The organism is Amycolatopsis sp. NBC_00348 (assembly GCF_036114655.1).
Lineage (GTDB): Bacteria > Actinomycetota > Actinomycetes > Mycobacteriales > Pseudonocardiaceae > Amycolatopsis.
Window position 1 is genome coordinate 3,256,002 of record NZ_CP107994.1, and the last position, 19,033, is coordinate 3,275,034.

The following is a 19,033-nucleotide window of genomic DNA, read 5'->3' on the forward strand; positions in this document are numbered from 1 at the left end:
ATACGTCAGTCTCCGGGTGGTTCCTCGACAGCCTTTTCGACGCCGTCGCGGTCGGCCCACTCCAGCAGCGGGTCGAGGGAGAACACGGCGTCGTCGATGCCGGCGTGGAGGTCGCCCAGCTCGGCGAAGCGGGCCGGGACGGTCGCGATGGTGAAGTCGCCGGGCTCGGCGTCGTCGATCTCGTCCCAGCGGATCGGCGTCGAGACCGTGCCTTCCGGGTTGCCGCGCACCGAGTACGCGCTGGCGATCGTGTGGTCGCGCGCGTTCTGGTTGTAGTCGACGAAGAGCGTGCGCGGGTCGCGGTCCTTGCGCCACCAGGTCGTCGTCACCTCGTCCGGGGCCCGGCGTTCGACCTCGTGCGCGAAGGCCAGCGCGGCGCGGCGGACGTCCTGGAAACCCCAGCGCGGCTCGATCCGGACGTAGACGTGCAGCCCGCGGCCGCCGGACGTCTTGGGCCAGCCGACCGCGCCCAGCTCGTCGAGGATCTCGTGGGCCACGTGCGCGACCCGGCGGACGCGGTCGTAACCGCAGTCGGGCATCGGGTCGAGGTCGATGCGCCACTCGTCGGGCTTTTCCGTGTCCGCGCGCCGAGAATTCCACGGGTGGAACTCCACAGTGGACATCTGCACCGCCCAGGCGACGTGCGCCAGCTCGGTGACGCACAGCTCGTCCGCGTGCCGCTTGTAACGCGGGAACTCGACCCGGACGGTCTCCAGCCACGGCGGCGCGCCGTTCGGGACGCGCTTCTGGTGCACCTTCTCCCCCGCGACGCCGGACGGGAAGCGGTGCAGCATGCAGGGCCGCTCGCGCAGCGCGTTGACGATGCCGTCGCCCACCGAGAGGTAGTAGTTGACCAGGTCGAGCTTGGTCTCGCCGCGGGCCGGGAAGTACACCCGGTCCGGGTTCGAGATCCGCACCGTGTGCGGCCCGACCTCCAGCTCCACCGCCTTCTGCGCCATACCGAGACGCTAGCTCAAATCCGGCGTTACGGTGGTCCGGTGAGTCTGCCGACGGACGGCCACGTCCACACCGAATGGTCCTGGGACACGGTCACCGGGTCGATGATCGGCTCGTGCGCACGCGCGCTGGAGCTGGGGCTGCCGTCGGTCGCGTTCACCGAGCACGCGGACCTCACACCGTGGCTGATCCCGGAACCGATCCGCCCGCTGCTGCCGGACCACTTCCGGGTGCGGCTGCGCCCGGACGGCGTCCTGGAGCCGCCGGACCTCGACGTCGAGGGCTACCTGGCGTCGGTCGACGAGTGCCGCGGCCGGTTCCCGGACCTGCGGATCCTGTCCGGAGTGGAGCTGAGCGAGCCGCACTGGCACCGCTCGCGCGCCGACGCGCTGCTGGCGTCCCACTCGTTCGACCGCGTGCTGGGCTCGGTGCACTCGCTGCCGGGCGACGACGGGCACCACCAAGAGCTGACGATCGTGTCGGACCGCCCGCCCGGCGAGATCCTGCGCGCGTACCTGTCGGAGGTACTGGGCTTGGTGGAGTCCACGACGGACTTCGCCGTGCTGGCGCACATCGACTACGCCCTGCGTTCGTGGCCCGGCGAGGGCCCGCCGTTCGTGGCGGCCGACTACGAGGAGGAGTTCCGCACGGTGCTGCGCGCCCTGGCCGGCAGCGGACGCGCGCTGGAGGTCAACACCAAGGTGCCGCTGCCGGGCGAGGTCGTCCGCTGGTGGTTCCAGGACGGCGGCGACGCGGTCGCGTTCGGCAGCGACGCCCACGAGCCAGGCCTGGTCGGCCACGGCTTCACCGAAGCGGCGGCCTTGGTGGAGTCCTGCGGCTTCCGCCGGGGCCGCACCCCACACGACTTCTGGCGCCGCTGACGGCACTTTCACGTGAAAGCGCCACCCCCAGATGGTCACTTTCACGTGAAAGCGCCGCCCCCCGAAAGTGCCCCCGCCGGTGACCGACCGGTCGCCACTTTCGCCAGGAAAGATGCGTCCGAAGGCCGCCTGGACGCATCTTTCCTAGCGAAAGCTCGGCTTTGCGGAGCAAAGGTTCACTCGAAGGTGACGGGTCACGCCAGGGCGTGGCGGCCGTAGGCGCGGACCTCCGTGCTCTGGTCCAGCAGCCGCGTGGCCACCCGGCCGATCGCCGCGTCCAGTTCGGCCCGGTCGCCCGTGCCCCAGTCGCCGAGGCGGGACGCCAGCCAGTCGTGCCACGCCCGGACCACCTTGGCGAACTCCTCGCGGCCTGCGTCGGTGAGGGCCCAGCCCGCGTTGTAGCGCAGGTGGCCGGTCAGCTCCAGCCGGTTGAACGCCGGTTCCAGCACCGGCGCCGGGACGCCGAAGTGCTCGCCGATCGCCCGGAGCGTGGCCGGCTCGCCGCGGCGTTCCCGCAGGTGGACCTGCAGCAGACACCAGATGCCGCCCTCGTCGAGGTCGCTGCCCGCGCGCTCGACGATCGCCGGGGCGACCTTGCGGCGCTCGCGGAAGAAGAGCGTCGCGACCGCGCGTTCCAGCTCGCGGTCGTCCGTGCGGGCCTCCGGCATCGCGAAGCCGTCGCCGAGGTCCGGCGCCGCGGCGCGCGCCGTGTCGCGCAGCGGGACCTCCTTGAGGAAGAACGCCAGCGCGAACGCGACCAGGCCGACCGGCGCGGCGGCGAGGAACACGACGTGCAGCGAGTCGCTGTAGGCCTGGATCACCGGCGCCGACACCGCGTCCGGCAGCGCGTGCAGGGCACTCGGGATCTGCGTCACGCGCGGGTCGACGCCGGGTGGCAGCGGATGGGCGGCCGCCGCGGCGGCCAGGTTCGGCGCCAGCTGGTTCGCGTACACCGTCCCGAAGATCGCCGCGCCGAACGAGCTGCCGATCGACCGCAGGAACGTCACGCCCGAGGTGGCGACGCCGAGGTCGGCGTAGTCGACGGTGTTCTGCACGGCGATGGTCAGCACCTGCATGCCCAGCCCGATGCCGAAGCCGAGCACGGCCATGTAGGCCGACGCCTCCCAGAAGCCGGTGTCGGTGTCGAGCCGCGAGAGCAGGTACAGCCCGATCGTCATGCCCGCGGCGCCGACCAGCGGGAAGATCTTGTACCGCCCGGTCTTGCTGACGGCGTTGCCCGCGGCGATCGACGCCACCAGCAGCGCCAGCACCATCGGCAGCAGCCGCACCCCGGACGTCGTCGCCGAGGTGCCCTGGACGTACTGCATGTACGTCGGCAGGTAGGACAGCGCGCCGAGCATCGCGAACCCGACGACGAAGCTCATGATCCCGCCGACGGTGAACACCGGGTTCCGGAACAGCCGCATCGGCAGCATCGGTTCCTTGGCTCTCAGCTCCACGAAGACGAACGCGCCCAGCAGCACCACCGAGCCGATCGCCATCCCGATGATCGTCGGCGACCCCCACGCGTACTGGGTGCCGCCCCAGCTGGTGACGAGCGTCAGCCCGGTCGCGGCCAGGCCGATGAGCAGGATGCCGAGGTAGTCGATCACCGGCTTGACCGCGGCGCGCGCGTTCGGCATCGCCGAGGACGCGACGATCAGCACGACGATGACCAGCGGGATGTTGACGTAGAACGCCCAGCGCCAGGACAGGTGGTCGACGAAGAACCCGCCGAGCATCGGGCCGGCCACGGTCACCACGCCGAACACCGAACCGAGCACACCCTGGTACTTGCCGCGTTCGCGCAGCGGGACGACGTCGGCGATGAGCGCGGTCGAGGTGACCATCAGCCCGCCGCCGCCGAGGCCCTGCACCGCGCGCCAGACGATCAGCCAGACCATGCTGTCGGCGAACCCGGCGCAGAACGAACCGATGCCGAACACGATCACCGACAGCTGGAACATCAGCTTGCGGCCGAACAGGTCGCCGAGCTTGCCGACGACGACGGTCATGATCGTCTCGGCGAGCAGGTAGGACGTGACGACCCACGACAGGTGCCCGGCGCCCCCGAGGTCGCCGACGATGGTGGGCAGCGCCGTGCCGACGATGGTCTGGTCGAGCGCGGCGAGCAGCATGCCGAGCAGCACCGCGCCGAAGACGGCGTTGACCCGGCCCTTGCTGAGCTGCGCGGGCGCCGGCTCGTGGGCGACCTCCGCGGTGGCCGTCATGGCACCCTCCCTCGCTCGGCCTCCCAAGCTAGTGCGCGGGAGCGGCCGGCGCGGAGTCCACTGTGGAGAGTCACCCGTTCCGGTGAAACGTCAGAGCGTCCAGCGGTCCCGGGGCGGCGGTTCCAGCACTCCGGCAAGCTCGCCGCCGACAGCTCGCTGACCGAGCAGCTCGGCGGGATCCCTCGACCCCGTGCGACCTAGCGGCCGAGGCACCCCGCGAGCCAGGACAGCCCAGCGGCCTCATGAGTCTGCCGCGGCTTGTCGTGAGTGTTTAGGGCGGTTAGAACCGCCCTAAACACTCACGACAAGTCTGGCGCTGTCACCTCGGCGATGTGCTCCTCCACGATCGTGAAGTGGCTGCCCGGCACTCCGTCACCGCGCCTTCGGACGCCGAGTAGGCCGCGGTGCCGCAGTTGAGCGGGCCGAGCACGTTGGTCTCGACCAGGGCCCGAGTACGACTCAGGAGGTTCGCCGCAGGATCACCTCGAACGGCTCGAAGCCCTGCGCCCGGTAGAACTCCAGCGCGCCCTCGTTGGCCGCGAAGGCCTTGACCTTCGTCTCGGTCGCCCCGTTTTCCTTCGCCCAGGCGAAGAAGGCGGCCACGAGCTCGGCGCCGATCCCGGCACGCCGGTGCCCGGTGTCGACCCGCAGGCTCTCCAGATCCGCCGTCACCACGCCCGGCCGCAGCGGGTTCGGCCGGCACAGCCGCCCGACCAGGTGGCCACCGCCCCCGGGGACCAGCAGGCAGAGGACGGCCGGATCCTCGACGAGCGCGGCGTAGTAGGACTCACCCTCGCGGGCGGGCCAGCCGACGTCCACGGACGGGTCGTGGCGGCCGCCGTCTTCGGCGAACAACCCCACCGCCGACGCCACGAGCTGCGGGACTTCCTCGGCCGTGCACACGGAAACTGTCATGCCGAGCACGGTAACCCGGATGATTTTTCGAAGTAAACAACATTCTTTCAGGGCCGCAGGTGCGCCAGGCTCTCCAGTGCCAGCTGTTCCAGGTGGCCCGCCGCGGCCGGGCTGCCGCCCGCGGCGTGGAACGACGCCGACAGCGTCTCCGCGGCCCGGCGGTACGACGGCTCGGTCAGCACCTCGTCGACCGCCGCGCCGACGCGGCCGGCGTCCGCGCGGCCGAACCGCAGGCGGACGCCCGCGCCGGCCGCGACGACCTGGGCGGCCACGATCGGCTGGTCGTCGCGGATCGGCGCCACGACCAGCGGCTTGCCGTGCCAGAGCGTCTCGCAGACGGTGTTGTGCCCCGCGTGGCACACCACGGCGTCGACGTGCGCGAGCAGCGGCAGCTGCGGGACACGCGGGCGCACCAGGACGTTCGGCGGCACGGCACCGAGCACCCCGCCCGGGTCGACGACGACGGCCCGGGCCTCCCGGCCGGCGAAGGCGTCCACTGTGGACGTGAGGAACCCCGTTCCCGCGTCGGTGTTCGCGGTGCCGAGCGAGACGAGCACCGTGGGCCGCGGCGGGTCGAGCCACTCCCACGGGAAGTCCGTTGTGGACGGCCGGCCGGAGATGGACGGCCCGACCAGCCGGACGTTCGGCGGCAGCGCGACCGCGCCGAGCAGCTCGCGGGTGGTGAAGGCGAGCACGCCGTGCGGCGAGAACCGGGGATCCGCCGTGCCGCCGCCGATCCGCGCGCGCAGGCCGTCGAGCAGCTCGGCCACCCAGTCCGCGACCTTGGGCATGCCCGCGAGCGGGTCGACCAGCTCGGCGGACGTCGTCGCGGAGGTGACCCACGGCAGGCCGCGCGCGTCGGCGAGCAGGCCGCCGGCGAGGGCCTGCTGGTCGGCGACGACCACGTGCGGTCCGAACGCGTCGATGGCCGCGGCGACCCCGGGCGCCATCGCGTCGGCCAGCGGGACGAGGAAGTCCTGCCAGAGGAACCGCAGCGCGGCGGGCCCCTTCAGCTCGGGCGGGCGCTCCGGCGCGTCCGGCGGCAGCGCGCACGAGAACACCAGCGCGTCCGGGCCGGCCAGGTGCCACAGCAGCTCGTCGTGCCCGGCCCAGGCGACCTCGTGGCCGCGCGCGGTGAGCTCGGCGGCCACCCCGGCGGCCGGGTTGACGTGCCCGACCAGCGGCGGGACGACGAACAGGTACCGGGCCACTACCGCACCCGGGCCGGGAGCCGGGAGACGTCGCGGACCCAGTCGAAGATCAGCTCGATGGTCTCGGCGGTCCGTTCGACCAGCACCGAGTGCCCCTGGTCAGGCAGCACCACGGTGCGGCAGTGGTCGAGGTGCTCCTCGAAGTGCGGCACCTGCGCCGCCAGCCCCGAGTCGCCGCCGAAGAGGGCGAACACCGGGCAGTGGACGTCCGAGAGGTCCGCGTTGATGGTCGCGCTGCGCGGGATGTCGTCGGCCATCGTGGTCGTCTGGAGGATCCGGTTGGCCGCCTTGGACAGCCGCGCGGTGTGCGCGCCGTGGTTGTCCTTGATCCAGCCGATCACCTCGTCGATGGCGAGGCGGGTCTTCGCGTCGGCGAGGCCGTCGGCCATGTGCCGCGTCCACGCCGCCGTCGGCGGCTCGGCCTCGATGGCGATGACGCTGGCGACGCGGTCGGGCCGGGCGGCGGCCAGCCCGAAGGCCACCGAGCCGCCGAACGAGTTGCCGATCACGTGCACCGGCTGGGTGATGCCGAGCGCGTCGAGGACGTCGACCAGGTCGACGACGAACGATTCGAGGTGGTAGCCGCTCTCGGGCCGGGTCGTGCGGCCGTGCCCGCGCAGGTCGTACATCAGCACGTCGAGGCCGCGTTCGGCGAAGGCGGGCCCGAGGGTGAAGTAGTAGCTGGCCAGGCTGTCGGTGAGCAGCCCGTGGACGCACACCACGATCGGCGCGTCGCCGTCGAGCGGGACGTCGGGGGTCAGGCGCTGGACGTGGACGTCCAATTCGCCCGCCCGGATCCGGCTCACGGCCGGTCCCGCAGCGAGGCGACGATGTACCGGACCAGCTCGCCGACGGTCAGCGCGATGATCTCGTCGAGGTCGCGCTCGGCGATGAACGTCGCGAAGTTGACGCGCTCGCCGTAGTGCTCGCGCAGCTGCCCGGACAACGCCACGAGGTCGACGCTCTCCAGCTCGAGGTCGTCGTGGAACGTCGTGTCCATGGTGATCTCCGCGTCGTCGAGGCCGTACTCCTCGAGCAGCTCACGCAGCATTCCGCCGAGCTGAGCGAGCACCGCCGCCTCGCCGGTGGCCGTCGTCTCGATGCTCATTCCGCAGTCTCCTTCGTCTCCTCGGTCCAGGCCACGACGTACCGGCGCGGCGGTGCGCCCGGCAGGTTCGCGGTCTCGGTGCAGCGGACGTGGTGGTCGTGCCCGGCCACCCGGACGGTCAGCTCTTCCGGCGCCGCCGCGACGACTTCGAAGTCGCGGGGCTCACCCCGCAGCCCGGTGCCGCGCAGTTTCGCGACGGCTTCCTTCGCGGTCCAGAACCGGGCGAACCAGACGTCCGGATCGCCCTCTTGCGCCGCGAACAGCACCCGTTCGGCCGACCCGAACGCCGCGTCCACAGTGGACTCCGCGCGCGGTGCGACCTCTTCGACGTCGATCCCGCACGGGCCGAACCGCGCGATCGCCACGCCGGCCTCGGCGCGGTGGGCCACCGAGATCGTCACCTCCGGCAGCTCCCGGCCGTACGCGCCGATCGCGTGGGGGCGGCCCGCGTCGTCGTTGCCGATGCTCAGCTCGGCCGGGAACATCTCGGGTTCGCCGCGCGCCCAGAGGAACTGGCGGACGGCGTCCTTCGCCGCGATCCGGCCGAGCAGCCACTGACGGCGGCCGCGCGGCGGGCGCCGGTCGTAGGCGCCGCGGTCCGGGCCGGCGAGGTAGTTGCGCATGATCAGCTCGCGCGTCGCCAGGTCCGGCCACTGCTCGTGCACCAGCGCCCAGCCACCGGGTTGCTCCTTCGACAGCGTCGAGCGCTCGGGCGTCCGGTCGGCCTGGCGGATCTCCGGGTTGCTGTCGAACCGGCGGTCGCGCCAGCCGGTGAACTCGGCCCAGACCTGTCCGTTGTGGACGAGCTGCATGTCGGCGTCGAGAAACTCGCCGGTCAGCGACGTGATCTTGACCAGGCACTCCAGCCGCTCCCCCGGCGCCGGGTGCGGGCCGTGGAACCGGATCTCGCGCATCGCGACCGGGAAGACGGTGGTGCGTTCCGGCAGCCGGGACATGATCCAGTAGCCGAGCACCTGGCCGACGTTGTCCAGCAGCGCGCCGGGCGCGGCCGGGGTGGTGAGCACGGCGCGGACGTGCCGCTCGCCGACGGCGGTCAGCTCGGTGACGCCCTGGAAGCGCGGGCCGTGGAACATCCAGCGGTCGTCGTACAGCTCGCGGGCCTGGGTCTCGGGGACCTCCTCGGCCGACGCCGGGAAGCGCCACGGCGCAACGCCGGCGGCCGGATAGGACCCGGCCAGCTCGACGACGGCTTGGGAGTAGCTGCCCAGTGCGGCGAACACCCGGTCATGACCTCGGGGCACGACGTGCACCGGCACGGTGACCGCCGGGATCGCCGTGATCCACTGGTTCAGCCGTACGTCGTGGACCGCGACCGCGCGCCGGCCGGGCGCCGCCTGCTCGGCGAAGCCCATCAGGTGGTCGATCACCGTGGTGGCCGGCACGACCGGCCAGCGGTCACCCGCGTCGGCGCGCGGTGGCTGCTTGAAGAAGCAGTGGTCGAGCAGGTACGGCATCGCGTCGACCGAGACGTCCAAAGTGGTCCGCAGCTCGACCGGCGGCGGCGTGGTGGTCTTGCGCCCACCGAGCACAGTGGACGCCAGGTTCGCCGTGTCCTGCAGCAGCGCCGCGAACTCGGCCGCGATCGGCCCTTTCCCGGCCAGGACGTCCACAGTGGACCCCTGGGCCAGCCGGGCACCGACCTGCGCGCGGGTCCGGTCGTCGAGGGTGATGACGTGCCCACCGAGGTCCAGCTTGACGGCCTTGCGGGTCACGGCGCGGGTCTGGCCTGGCAGCGCCGTGCCGTCGAGGGACGCGCCCTCGGCCCACAACGCGGTGGCGACCCGCAGCAGCTGCGCGAGCCCGGGCCGGTGCGGCGAGTGCGCCGCGACGACGAGGTGGTCCTCGCCGTGCAGGGTGTCGCCGATGAGCGAGCCGAGCTGACCGGCGCCGACCTGCACGAACGCCCGGAACCCGGCCGCGTGCAGTGTCTCGGCGAGCGGGCGGAACCGGACCGGTTCGAGCAGGTGCCGCACGAACAGTGCGCGGACGTCGGCCTCGGCGGCCGGGTACTCCGACACCGTCGTCGCCGACCAGATCGGCACCCGCGGCGGGTGCAGCGTGAAGCCGTCGGCCGCCGCGCGGATCGGGCCGAGGTAGGGCCGCAGCATCGGGGTGTGGAAGCCGGAGCGGAACGGCAGGACCTGGGACACGGTCCCGGCTGTCCGGAACGTCTTCACGAGCGCGTCGACGGCCGCGGCGGGGCCGCAGACCATCGCCTGGTTCGGCGAGTTGTCGTGGGACAGCACGACGTCGTCACGGCCGGCCAGCTCGGCCAGCACCTGCGTGGCGGGCGCGCCGATCGCGGCGAACGCCAGGCCCGGCACGACCAGGCTGTCCGGATCGAACCCGGCGAGGAAGGCGTCGATCTCGGCCGTCGTGTGCATCCCGGCCGCGGCCATCGCGGTCCATTCGCCGAGGCTGTGACCGGCGACGGCGTCCGGCGTCACACCCATCCGCCGCAGGGCGGCTTCCAGCAGCCGGCCCAGCTCGAACACGGCGGCGCCCTGGCGCCCGACGTCACCGACCGCGGCGTCGGAATGCTGCCACGGGAGGCCGAAGTGGCGGGCGACGTCTCCGCAGTTCAGGGCCAGTTCGGCTTCGAGGCCGGGGAAGACGAACGCGACCTTGCCGCCGCCCGGGCCGAGCAGCGGCTTGTCGGCGAACCAGACGTCGTTGCGGCCGCGCCACGGCCGGCCCCGGCCGACGGCCTTGCGGGCCAGGGCCAGGCGTTTCTCGGTCGGGTCGACGATGCCGAGCCGCACGGGCCCGGTGCCTTCGGGTGCGGTGAGCACCGCGCGGTCCGGTCCGGAAAGGATGTCACGCAGCGCTTCGACGGTCGGCGCGGCGAGCCGCAGCACGCGCTCGGCCTCGCGCACGACGACCGGGGCGGCCCGGTCCGGGGCCTGCTCCAGCACGACGTGGGCGTTGATCCCGCCGAACCCGAACGCGTTGACCCCGGCACGGCGCACCGCCGCGTCCCAGGGGCGCGCGGTGTCCAAAGTGGAGAACCGGGTCTTGTCGAGAGCGGGGTTCGGGTCGTCGCAGTGCAGGGTCGGCAGCAGGACGCCGTGGTGGACGGCGAGGGCGGCCTTGACCAGCCCGGCCACGCCGGCCGCGGGCATCGTGTGGCCGATCATCGACTTCACCGAGCCGAGCACCGCGCTCCCGGCCTGGCCGAACACCTCCGCGAGCGTGGTGAGCTCGGCCGCGTCACCGGCCGGGGTCGCCGTGCCGTGCGCCTCGAGCAGCCCCAGCGAGTCCGGGTCCCGCGGGTCGAGCCCGGCCGCGGCCCAGGCCTGGCGGACGGCGCGGACCTGGCCGCCGGAGTCCGGGTTGGCCAGGCTGGCGGTCCGCCCGTCGGAGGCGACGCCGGTGCCGGTGACCACGGCATAGACGCGGTCGCCGTCGCGCTGGGCGTCGACGAGCCGCTTGAGCACGACGACGCCGGTGCCCTCACCGATCAGCACGCCGTCGGCGTCGCGGTGGAACGGCCGGATGCGCTCGGACGGCGACAGCGCGCCGAGCTGGGTGAACACGCTCCAGAACGTGATGTCGTGGCAGTGGTGCACGCCGCCGGCGAGCACGACGTCGCAGCGGCCGGACGCGAGCTCGCGCACGGCGTGGTCGACCGCGATCAGCGAGGACGCGCACGCGGCGTCCACGGTGTACGCCGGGCCGCGCAGGTCGAGGCGGTTGGCGAGCCGCGACGCGGCCAGGTTGGGCACGAGCCCGATCGCCGACTCCGGTGCCTCCGGGCCGAGCTGGTCGGTGAAGGCCTGGCGGACGGCGTCGAGGCGGTCGGCGTCGAGCTCCGGCAGCAGCTCGCCGAGGGTGCGCACGAGCTGGCTCGCGGTGCGGACGCGCTGGTCGAGCCGGACCAGACCGGGCGTCAGGTAGCCGCCGCGGCCGAGGATGACGCCGACGCGGGAGCGGTCGGCGGGCAGCCGGTCCGGGCCACCGGCGTCGGCCAGGGCCTGGGCCGCGACCCGCAGCGCGATCAGCTGGTCGGGTTCGGTGGCGGGGATCGAGTTCGGCATGATCCCGAAGCCGGTGACGTCCACTTCGGCCAGTTCGTCGACGAACCCGCCGCGCCGGCAGTAGATCCGGTCGGCGCGCCGCTCGGCGTCCGGGGCGTAGTACGCGCTGTCCCACTTCTCCGGCGGCACCTCGGTGATCGCGTCGACGCCGCCGACGAGGTTGCGCCAGTACGTGTCGAGGTCCGGCGCGCCGGGCAGCAGCACCGACATGCCGACGATCGCGAACCTGCTGGCCGTGGGATCCGGCATCCGCGTCACCAGCCCGAGGCGGTGTGGACGACGGCGGCGGTCTCCGGGCGGCCCCAGGCGAGTTCGCGCAGCAGGCCGAGGGTGCCTTCCTCCGGGTCGATCAGCTCGATGCCGCGGCGGGCGTACTCCCGCATCAGCGCCGGCGTGACCATGCCGTCGTTGGTGCCCGTCGGCGCCCACGGTCCCCAGTGGACGGTCACCGCGCGGCCGGCGGGCCAGCGGCGGCCGAGGGATTCCAGGGCGTCGTTGGCGGCGGCGTAGTCCGACTGGCCGCGGTTGCCGAGCGCCGCGGCGATGCTGCCGAAGAGGACGACGAACTTCGGCTCGTCGGGCAGGTCCGCCGTCGCTTCGAGGAGGGTTTTGGCCCCGTCCACTTTGGTCCCGTAGACGCGAGCGAACGACTCGGGCGTCTTCTCGGCGACGAGCTTGTCCTCGATGACGCCGGCCGCGTAGACGATGCCGTCGAGGCGGCCGTGCTCGGCGTGGATCTCCTTGACCGCGCGGTGCACGGCCTCGGCGTCGAGCATGTCGACGGACTGGTAGCGCACCGGGCTGCCGAGCGCTTCGAGCCGCTTCAGGGTCTCCCGGACCTCGCGTTCGCCGAGGATGCGGCGCACCTCGCGTTCGATCTCGGCCGGGTTCTTCAGGCCGCTCGCGATCAGGGCGGTACGCAGTTCCCTGGCGTCCGTCGCCTGCGGGTATTCGTCCTCGGTGGACGGCACGGGTGTCCGGCCGACCAGTTCGAGCCGGCAGCGGGACGCGGCGGCGAGCGTCGCGGCGAACCGGGCGGTGATGCCCTTGGCCCCGCCGACGAGCAGGACGACCGACTCGCGGTCCAGCCCGGCCGCGGCCGCTTCGGCGGTGCCGTCGCCCGCCGGACCCGCGCCGCTGCTGCCGAGCAGGCCGAGGCCCTGTTCGGTCATCCGGAGCCCGCTGCGCTTCTCACCGTCCCGGAGCACGACGGGTTCACGGTCCACAGTGGACAACTCTTCGACGATCTTTTCGGCTCGGTCGGCGACATTCGCGCCCGGCGGCTGCTCGACGACCCGGGCGATCGTGTCCGGGTATTCGCGCGAGACGCTGCGGTAGAAGCCGCGGAGCCCTTCACCGGGTCCGGCGGTGAGCAGCCAGGTGGGGTTCCCGGCGAGGGCGTCACGGTAGCGGGGGAAGGCGGCGGGCAGCACCGGCCCGGCGTCGGCGTCGGGCAGGTCGATGACACCGTCGAAGCCCGGGCGGACGGCGTCGCCGATCTCGGCCGTGGCGCCCACGTCGGTCAGCCGAGTCCGGACAGCCTCGGCCAGTGGGCCGGCGCCGAGCACCAGGAACGTCCGTCCGCCGACGTCGGGAGTGGCGGCGGGCGCGAGGTCGAATTCGGCCATGACCAGGCGTTTCGGCGCAACGATCACCGGCTGCGGCCCGGCCGGGGTGGCGGGCTGTGGCCCGGCGCTCGGCTCGGCTGCGCCACCGACCAGGACCGGCTTCGACTCGGCCGCCCCGCCCACGAGCGCGGCGATCGCGGCGGCGGTGCGGGCCTTGGCGAGCTCCTCGACGTCACCGTCCGGATCGAGGCCGAGGCGCGTGGCCAGTTCCCCGGCGATCTCGGCACGCTTGATGGAGTCGATGCTCAGGTCGGCTTCGAGATCGAGGTCGGGCTCGATCATGTCCCCGGGATAACCGGTCCGGTCGGCGATCACGTCGATGACGGTGTCCAAAACAGACCGCTCAGCCACAACAACGACCGGCGCGACAGGCTGCGGCACCCCAGCCCCGATCAACTCGGCGATCGACGCCGCGGTCCGGGCCTTCGCGAACGTCTCGATGTCCTCACCAGCATCCAGCCCCAGCCGGGTCGCCAACTCGCCCGCGATCTCCGCCCGCTTGATCGAGTCCACACTCAAGTCGGCTTCCAGATCGAGGTCCGGCTCGATCATCTCCACCGGATACCCGGTCCGCTCCCCGATCACCTCGATCACGGTGTCCAAGACGGACCGCGCGGCCACGACAACGACCGGCACCGCGGGCTGCGGAGCCCCGGCCCCGATCAGCTCGGCGATCGACGCCGCGGTCCGCGCCTTGGCAAATGTCTCGATGTCCTCACCGGCATCCAGCCCCAGCCGGGTCGCCAACTCGCCCGCGATCTCCGCACGCTTGATCGAATCCACACTCAAGTCGGCTTCCAGATCGAGATCCGGCTCGATCATGTCCACCGGATACCCGGTCCGCTCCCCGATCACCTCGATCACCGTGTCCAAAACGGACCGCACCGGCGCCGGGACCGCGACCGGCAGCACCTCGACCACCGGCGTGACGACGACCGGGGCGACGGCCGCCGGGATGTCGGTGCCGAAGTAGCCCAGCAGTACGTCGCGCTGGGCCGCGATCATCTCGCGGCTCGTGCGCAGGAAGTCCGCCACCATCGCGTCCGATGTGCCCGCCGCCACCGGGGCGGCGGCCGGGGCCAGGACCTGCGGGAGGCGTTCCGCGGGCCGGAGGGCGCCCGCCGGGATCGTGCCGTCCGCGGTGCGGAGCAGGTGGCCGTCCACCGTCCACCCCGGACGCTTCGGGCGTGGGACGGACGCCGCGTCGACGGCGTCGCGGCCGCGGAACAGCCAGCCCGTCTCGATCGGCACGCCGGAGACCGCCAGCTGCGCGAGCGCGCTGAGGAACCCCGGCACGCCGCGGCGGCCCGGCTGCTCGAACCCGACCGTCCGGTGTGGACGGTCACCGAGGATCGCCGCGACCTGCTTCGCCAGCACCGCGCCGGGACCCGCCTCGACGAACACCCGGGCGCCCGCCGCGTACATCGCTTCGATCTGCTCGACGAACCGGACCGGCGAACCGATCTGGGCGGCCAGTTCGCCGCGGACGTCGTCCGGGTAGGGCGCCGCGGTGCGGTTGCCGTACACGGGGATGGTGGGACGCACGACGCCGATCGCGCCGAGGGCCCGGCCGAACGTCTCCCCCGCGGCCGCGACCAGCGGGCTGTGGAACGCGCACGCGACCGTGAGCCGTTTCGCACCGAACCCGGCAGCCCGCAGCAGCCCGACCGCCGTCTCGATGTCGGCGGTCGGCCCGGAGATCACCGTCTGCGTCGGCGAGTTGTGGTTGGCCAGGACCACGGTGCCCAGGTCGGCGATGACCTCGCCGACGTCGGCGGCGGACGCCGAGACCGCGGCCATCGCGCCCGGGTCCGACGCCGGGATCGCGTCGAGGATCGCTTCGGCCCGGGCGTGGCTGGCGTGCAGCAGCGCTTCCGGCGTGAGGGCGCCGGCCGCGGCCAGGGCGATCAGCTCGCCGTAACTGTGGCCGCCGGCCATCGCGGGCCGGACGCCGGCGCGGGTCAGCAGCCGGAACGCGGCCAGCCCGGCGAGGCCGAGCGCGGGCTGGGCGACGCGGGTGTCGGTCACCCGGTCGGCAAAGGCCTGCCGCGCCGGTTCGCCGAACACGGCCGGGCCGAACACCGTCGCGGCGGTGGCCGGGTCGAGCCGCAGGTAGCGCTGCAGCTCGGGGAACGTGACGAACAGCTCGGCGAACATCCCCGGCCGCTGGCTCCCCTGGCCGGGGAACAGCACCGCGACCTCACCCGGCTCGAAGTCCCCGGCGCGGTACACGCCCGGCACGTCGGAGCCGGCCGACGCCTGACGCAGCAACCCGGTCAGTTCGTCCACAGTGGACGCGACGACGGCGAGCCGGACCCGACCGGCCGCCTCGGACCGGCGTGACGCGCTCAGCGCGAGGTCCCGCAGGCGCCACGGCTGCTTGCCCGCCGGGACGTCCTCGGCCAGCGCCAGCAGGTCCCGCGCCGCCGCGTCCGTCGCGAAGGTGAACAGCTCGGCCGGCCATTCGTCGCCGACCTGGGCGGGCGGGACGCCGTCGTGCGCGCCCAGCACGACGTGGAAGTTGGTGCCGCCGAAGCCGAACGCGCTGACCCCGGCGATCCGCTCGGCGGCCGGGGCGCTCCACGGTTGCGGCGCCGACTGGAACACGAACGGGCTGGTCGCGGCGTCCCACGCCGGGTTCGGCGCGGTCACGTGCAGGGTCGGCGGTTTGACGCCGGTGTGCAGCGCCATCGCCGTCTTGATCAGCCCGGCGAGGCCCGCGGCGCACTTGGTGTGGCCGATCTGGGACTTCACCGAACCGATCGTGCAGCCACCCGGCGCGGCCCCGGCCTCGGTGAAGACCTTGGTCAGCGTGCTCAGTTCGGTCCGGTCGCCGACGACGGTGCCGGTGCCGTGCGCCTCGACCAGCCCGACCTGCGCGGGTGAGACGCCGGCGTTGCGGTAGGCGCGGGTCAGCGCGGTGTGCTGGCCTTCGGGCCGGGGCGCCGTCAGCCCGAGCGCGCGCCCGTCGGACGTCGCGCCGACACCCTTGATCACGGCGTACACGCGGTCGCCGTCGCGTTCGGCGTCGGCGAGGCGCTTCAGCGCGACGCAGCCGACGCCTTCGCCGAGCGCGATGCCGTCGGCCGCGCTGTCGAACGTGGCCGAGCGCCCGGTCGGGGACAGGGCGTGCGCGGAGGCGAAGAGCAGGTAGTCGTTGATGCCGTTGTGCAGGTCCGCGCCGCCGCACAGGACGAGGTCGCTGGTGCCGGCGGTCAGTTCCTTGCAGGCGACGTCGACGGCGGTGAGCGAGGACGCGCAGGCCGCGTCGACGGTGTAGTTCGCGCCGCCGAGGTCGAGCCGGTTGGCGATCCGGCCGGCGATGACGTTGGCGAGCACGCCGGGGAACGAGTCCTCGGTGATCTTCGGCAGCCGCTCGTCCAGCCCGGGCGGCAGTTCGCCCACGTAGGACGGCAAAACGGTCCGCAGGCTCATCGCGTTGGACAGGTCGCTGCCCGCCTCGGCGCCGAACACGACGGACGTCCGCGTCCGGTCGAAGGCGCGCTCGCCGTAACCCGCGTCGGTGAGCGCCCGGTGCGCGGCTTCGAGCGCCAGCAGCTGGACCGGCTCGATGCTGGCCAGCGACGACGGCGGGATGCCGTAGCGCAGCGGGTCGAACCCGATCTCGGGCAGGAACCCGCCCCAGCGTGACGGCGTCTTCTCGCCCTGGCCCTCGGGATCGAAGTAGAGGGTGGTGTCCCAGCGCTGCGGCGGGACCTCGGTGACGGCATCCGCGCCGGCCAGGACGTTCGCCCAGAACGACGCCAGGTCCGGGGCCTGCGGGAACATGCAGGCCATCCCGACGATCGCGATGTCCAGGGGTTCCGGGGCGGGCGGCTCCGGCGTCGTGACGCCGGCCGCGGCGGCCCGCTCGCGCAGGAAGGCGTTCGCGCCTTCGCCGACGGCGGTGTGCAGCTCGGCGATCGTGGTGACGGCCGAGCGCAGCACGGCGACCTCGCCCGCCATGAACATGCCTTCGGTGAGCTGCCGGTCTTCGCCGACCGGCCGCAGGTCGGCGCCGACGCGCTCGATGCCCTTGCTGGCCAGGCGGAGGCGGCCGACGTTGAGCGTCTCCAGCTGCTCCCACGCGTCGCGGCTGGGCACGCCCTGCTCGGCGAGGTCCGCCTTGAGCGCGGCGTACTCCTCGGTGAACGGGCTGCGGACGCAGCGGGTGGCGTGGCCGGGCGCGGTTTCGAGCAGGTCGGTGTGCCGGGCTTCGAGCAGCTGCCGCTGGAAGAGCGGGAGCACCGCGCCGGCGTCGACGGCTTCGTGGGTGAAGAGGTAGGCGGTGCCCATGAGGACGCCGATGGCGGCGCCGCGGGCGGCGACCGGCGCGGCGAGGGCGGCGACCATCGCGGCCGAGCGTTCGTCGTGGATGCCGCCCGCGAACAGGATCTGCAGCTCCGCGGCGGCGTCCGGGGTGCTGGCGAGGAAGTCGCCGAGGACGCCGAGCTGGGCCTCCCAGAGCGGGAAGCTGGTGCGCGGGCCGACGTGGCCGCCGCACTCCGAGCCTTCGAAGACGAACTTGCGGGCGCCGGCCTCGAGGAACTGCTTCAGCAGGCCGGGTGAGGGCACGTGCAGGAAGGTGGCGATGCCGGCGTCTTCCAGGGCCGCGGCCTGGGCCGGGCGGCCGCCGGCGATGATCGCGTGGGTGGGCCGCAGCTCGCGGATCACCTCGAGCTGCGCGGTTTTGACGTCGTCGGCGGCGAAGCCGAGCACGCCGACGCCCCACGGCGCGCCGCCGACGGCTTCGCGGGTTCGTTCCAGAACTTCGCGGGTCTGCTCCGGGCCGGACAGCGCGAGCGCGATGAACGGCAGCGCCCCGCCCGCGGCGACCTCGGCGGCGAAGGCGGCCTGGTCGCTCACCCGGGTCATCGGGCCCTGCGCGACCGGCTGGGTGGTGCCGAACGCGCGGCTGCCGGCGGTGCCCGGGCCGAGCACGGTGACGTCCGCGCGCAGCGCGTCGCCGATCGCGTCGCCGAGACCACGCACGGCCGCGGTCACCGTGCCCCAGCGGTCGCGGAAGCGGGTGGCGAGGAAGACGTCCTGGCCGGCCTCGATCGACGTCACGGCTGTCCCGCGGCGGGACAGCACGCGGACGCCGTCGACGACCACGGTCTCGGAGCCGTCGAGGCCGGTGACGGCGGTGGTGAGGGCCGACGGCAGTTCCGCCTCCGGCAGGAGCGCGAGCTGGGTGTCGACGACGACGCCGGCCGCGCCGCCCGCGATGGCGGCGGCCGCGGTGTGCGGGCCGATCCCGCCCGCCGCCCAGACCGGGACGGTCTTGTCGGCCAGCAAGGCCTGGAGCAACACGAAAGTGCTCAGCTCACCCGTCCGGCCGCCGCACTCGTGACCGCGGGCGATCAAGCCGTGGGCGCCGCCGTCGACCGCCCGCGCGGCCGACACGCGGCTCGTGACCTCGGCCAGCACCCGTCGTCCCGGGAAGTCGCGCGCGGTGCACGGCGAGTCCTCGGTCAGCAGGACGGTGCCGGCGGCTTCGGGCAGCTCCGTGCCCGCGGCCAGGCGCGTGAGCCGGATCCCGAAGGCCGGGATCCCCCATTCCGCCAGGAGGGCGAGCTCTTCCGAAGCGGTACCGCCCGGGCCGGTGAGGTCGAGCACGCCGAGCCCGCCACCGCGCGCGGCGGCCGCGACGCCCCGCGCGGAAGGCCACGCGAGCGGCGAGACGGCGACGACCGGCACGGCCGGTTCGCGAACGTCTTTCGAGACACGCATGGGAACTCCCGCTACGCACGAAAGGGGGTGATGGGGTAACGGGGAGTACTTAAGCGCGTTCATCCCGTTCCGTCAACAACCCACCACGAATTCGTGGTGGTTGTGCAGAAAATTCGGGAGCGACCAGGCTGGAGACGCAAGAATTTAACGCGGCCGTCACGTACCACGGGACGGGATCGGACGCAGGATTGCCTTGTACGGCGGTCAATAGTCATACCTCGTGGTACACGTGTCCCACACCTCCATACGGGGCAAGCCATCTCACCCGGTGGACGCAGCGGGACTGGCCACACCGGACCACTCCGTCCGGC

At 73.2% G+C, this 19,033-nt stretch carries 9 protein-coding genes; 1 reads left to right on the forward strand and 8 read right to left on the reverse strand.

Annotated features, from left to right (window positions below; all coding sequences use genetic code 11):
* Positions 1–5 precede the first annotated feature (5 nt).
* The gene (ligD, locus tag OHS58_RS13725; RefSeq protein ID WP_328648461.1) at positions 6–959 is read right to left on the reverse strand and encodes a non-homologous end-joining DNA ligase; all 954 of its coding nucleotides are present in this window, start codon (positions 957–959) and stop codon (positions 6–8) included.
* 39 nt (positions 960–998) lie between these two features.
* Here ligD and OHS58_RS13730 point away from each other — a divergent pair, with 39 nt between their 5' ends.
* A complete protein-coding gene (locus tag OHS58_RS13730; protein WP_328648462.1) occupies positions 999–1,838 on the forward strand; it encodes a PHP domain-containing protein in 840 nt (279 codons plus the stop codon).
* A 194-nt stretch (positions 1,839–2,032) separates the two neighbouring features.
* On the opposite strand, the gene OHS58_RS13735 is transcribed toward OHS58_RS13730, so the two are convergent.
* From OHS58_RS13735 to OHS58_RS13765, 7 genes are all read right to left on the reverse strand, one after another.
* Positions 2,033–4,069: an MDR family MFS transporter gene (locus OHS58_RS13735; protein ID WP_328648463.1), complete on the reverse strand. Its 2,037-nt coding sequence runs from the start codon at positions 4,067–4,069 to the stop codon at positions 2,033–2,035.
* A 459-nt stretch (positions 4,070–4,528) separates the two neighbouring features.
* The gene (locus tag OHS58_RS13740) at positions 4,529–4,984 is read right to left on the reverse strand and encodes a GNAT family N-acetyltransferase (protein ID WP_328648464.1); all 456 of its coding nucleotides are present in this window, start codon (positions 4,982–4,984) and stop codon (positions 4,529–4,531) included.
* Between the two features lie 47 nt (positions 4,985–5,031).
* On the reverse strand, positions 5,032–6,195 hold the full coding sequence (locus OHS58_RS13745; RefSeq protein WP_328648465.1) for a glycosyltransferase: 1,164 nt from the start codon (positions 6,193–6,195) through the stop codon (positions 5,032–5,034).
* The gene (locus OHS58_RS13750; RefSeq protein WP_328648466.1) at positions 6,195–7,001 is read right to left on the reverse strand and encodes an alpha/beta fold hydrolase; all 807 of its coding nucleotides are present in this window, start codon (positions 6,999–7,001) and stop codon (positions 6,195–6,197) included. The genes OHS58_RS13745 and OHS58_RS13750 overlap by 1 nt, the downstream gene beginning before the upstream one ends.
* Positions 6,998–7,303: an acyl carrier protein gene (locus OHS58_RS13755; protein ID WP_247051642.1), complete on the reverse strand. Its 306-nt coding sequence runs from the start codon at positions 7,301–7,303 to the stop codon at positions 6,998–7,000. The genes OHS58_RS13750 and OHS58_RS13755 overlap by 4 nt, the downstream gene beginning before the upstream one ends.
* Positions 7,300–11,610, reverse strand: coding sequence for a beta-ketoacyl synthase N-terminal-like domain-containing protein (locus OHS58_RS13760; protein WP_328648467.1), 4,311 nt, complete (start codon positions 11,608–11,610; stop codon positions 7,300–7,302). Before OHS58_RS13760 ends, OHS58_RS13755 begins: the two co-directional genes overlap by 4 nt.
* Before the next feature lie 5 nt (positions 11,611–11,615).
* The gene (locus OHS58_RS13765; RefSeq protein ID WP_328648468.1) at positions 11,616–18,722 is read right to left on the reverse strand and encodes an SDR family oxidoreductase; all 7,107 of its coding nucleotides are present in this window, start codon (positions 18,720–18,722) and stop codon (positions 11,616–11,618) included.
* Positions 18,723–19,033: the final 311 nt, after the last annotated feature.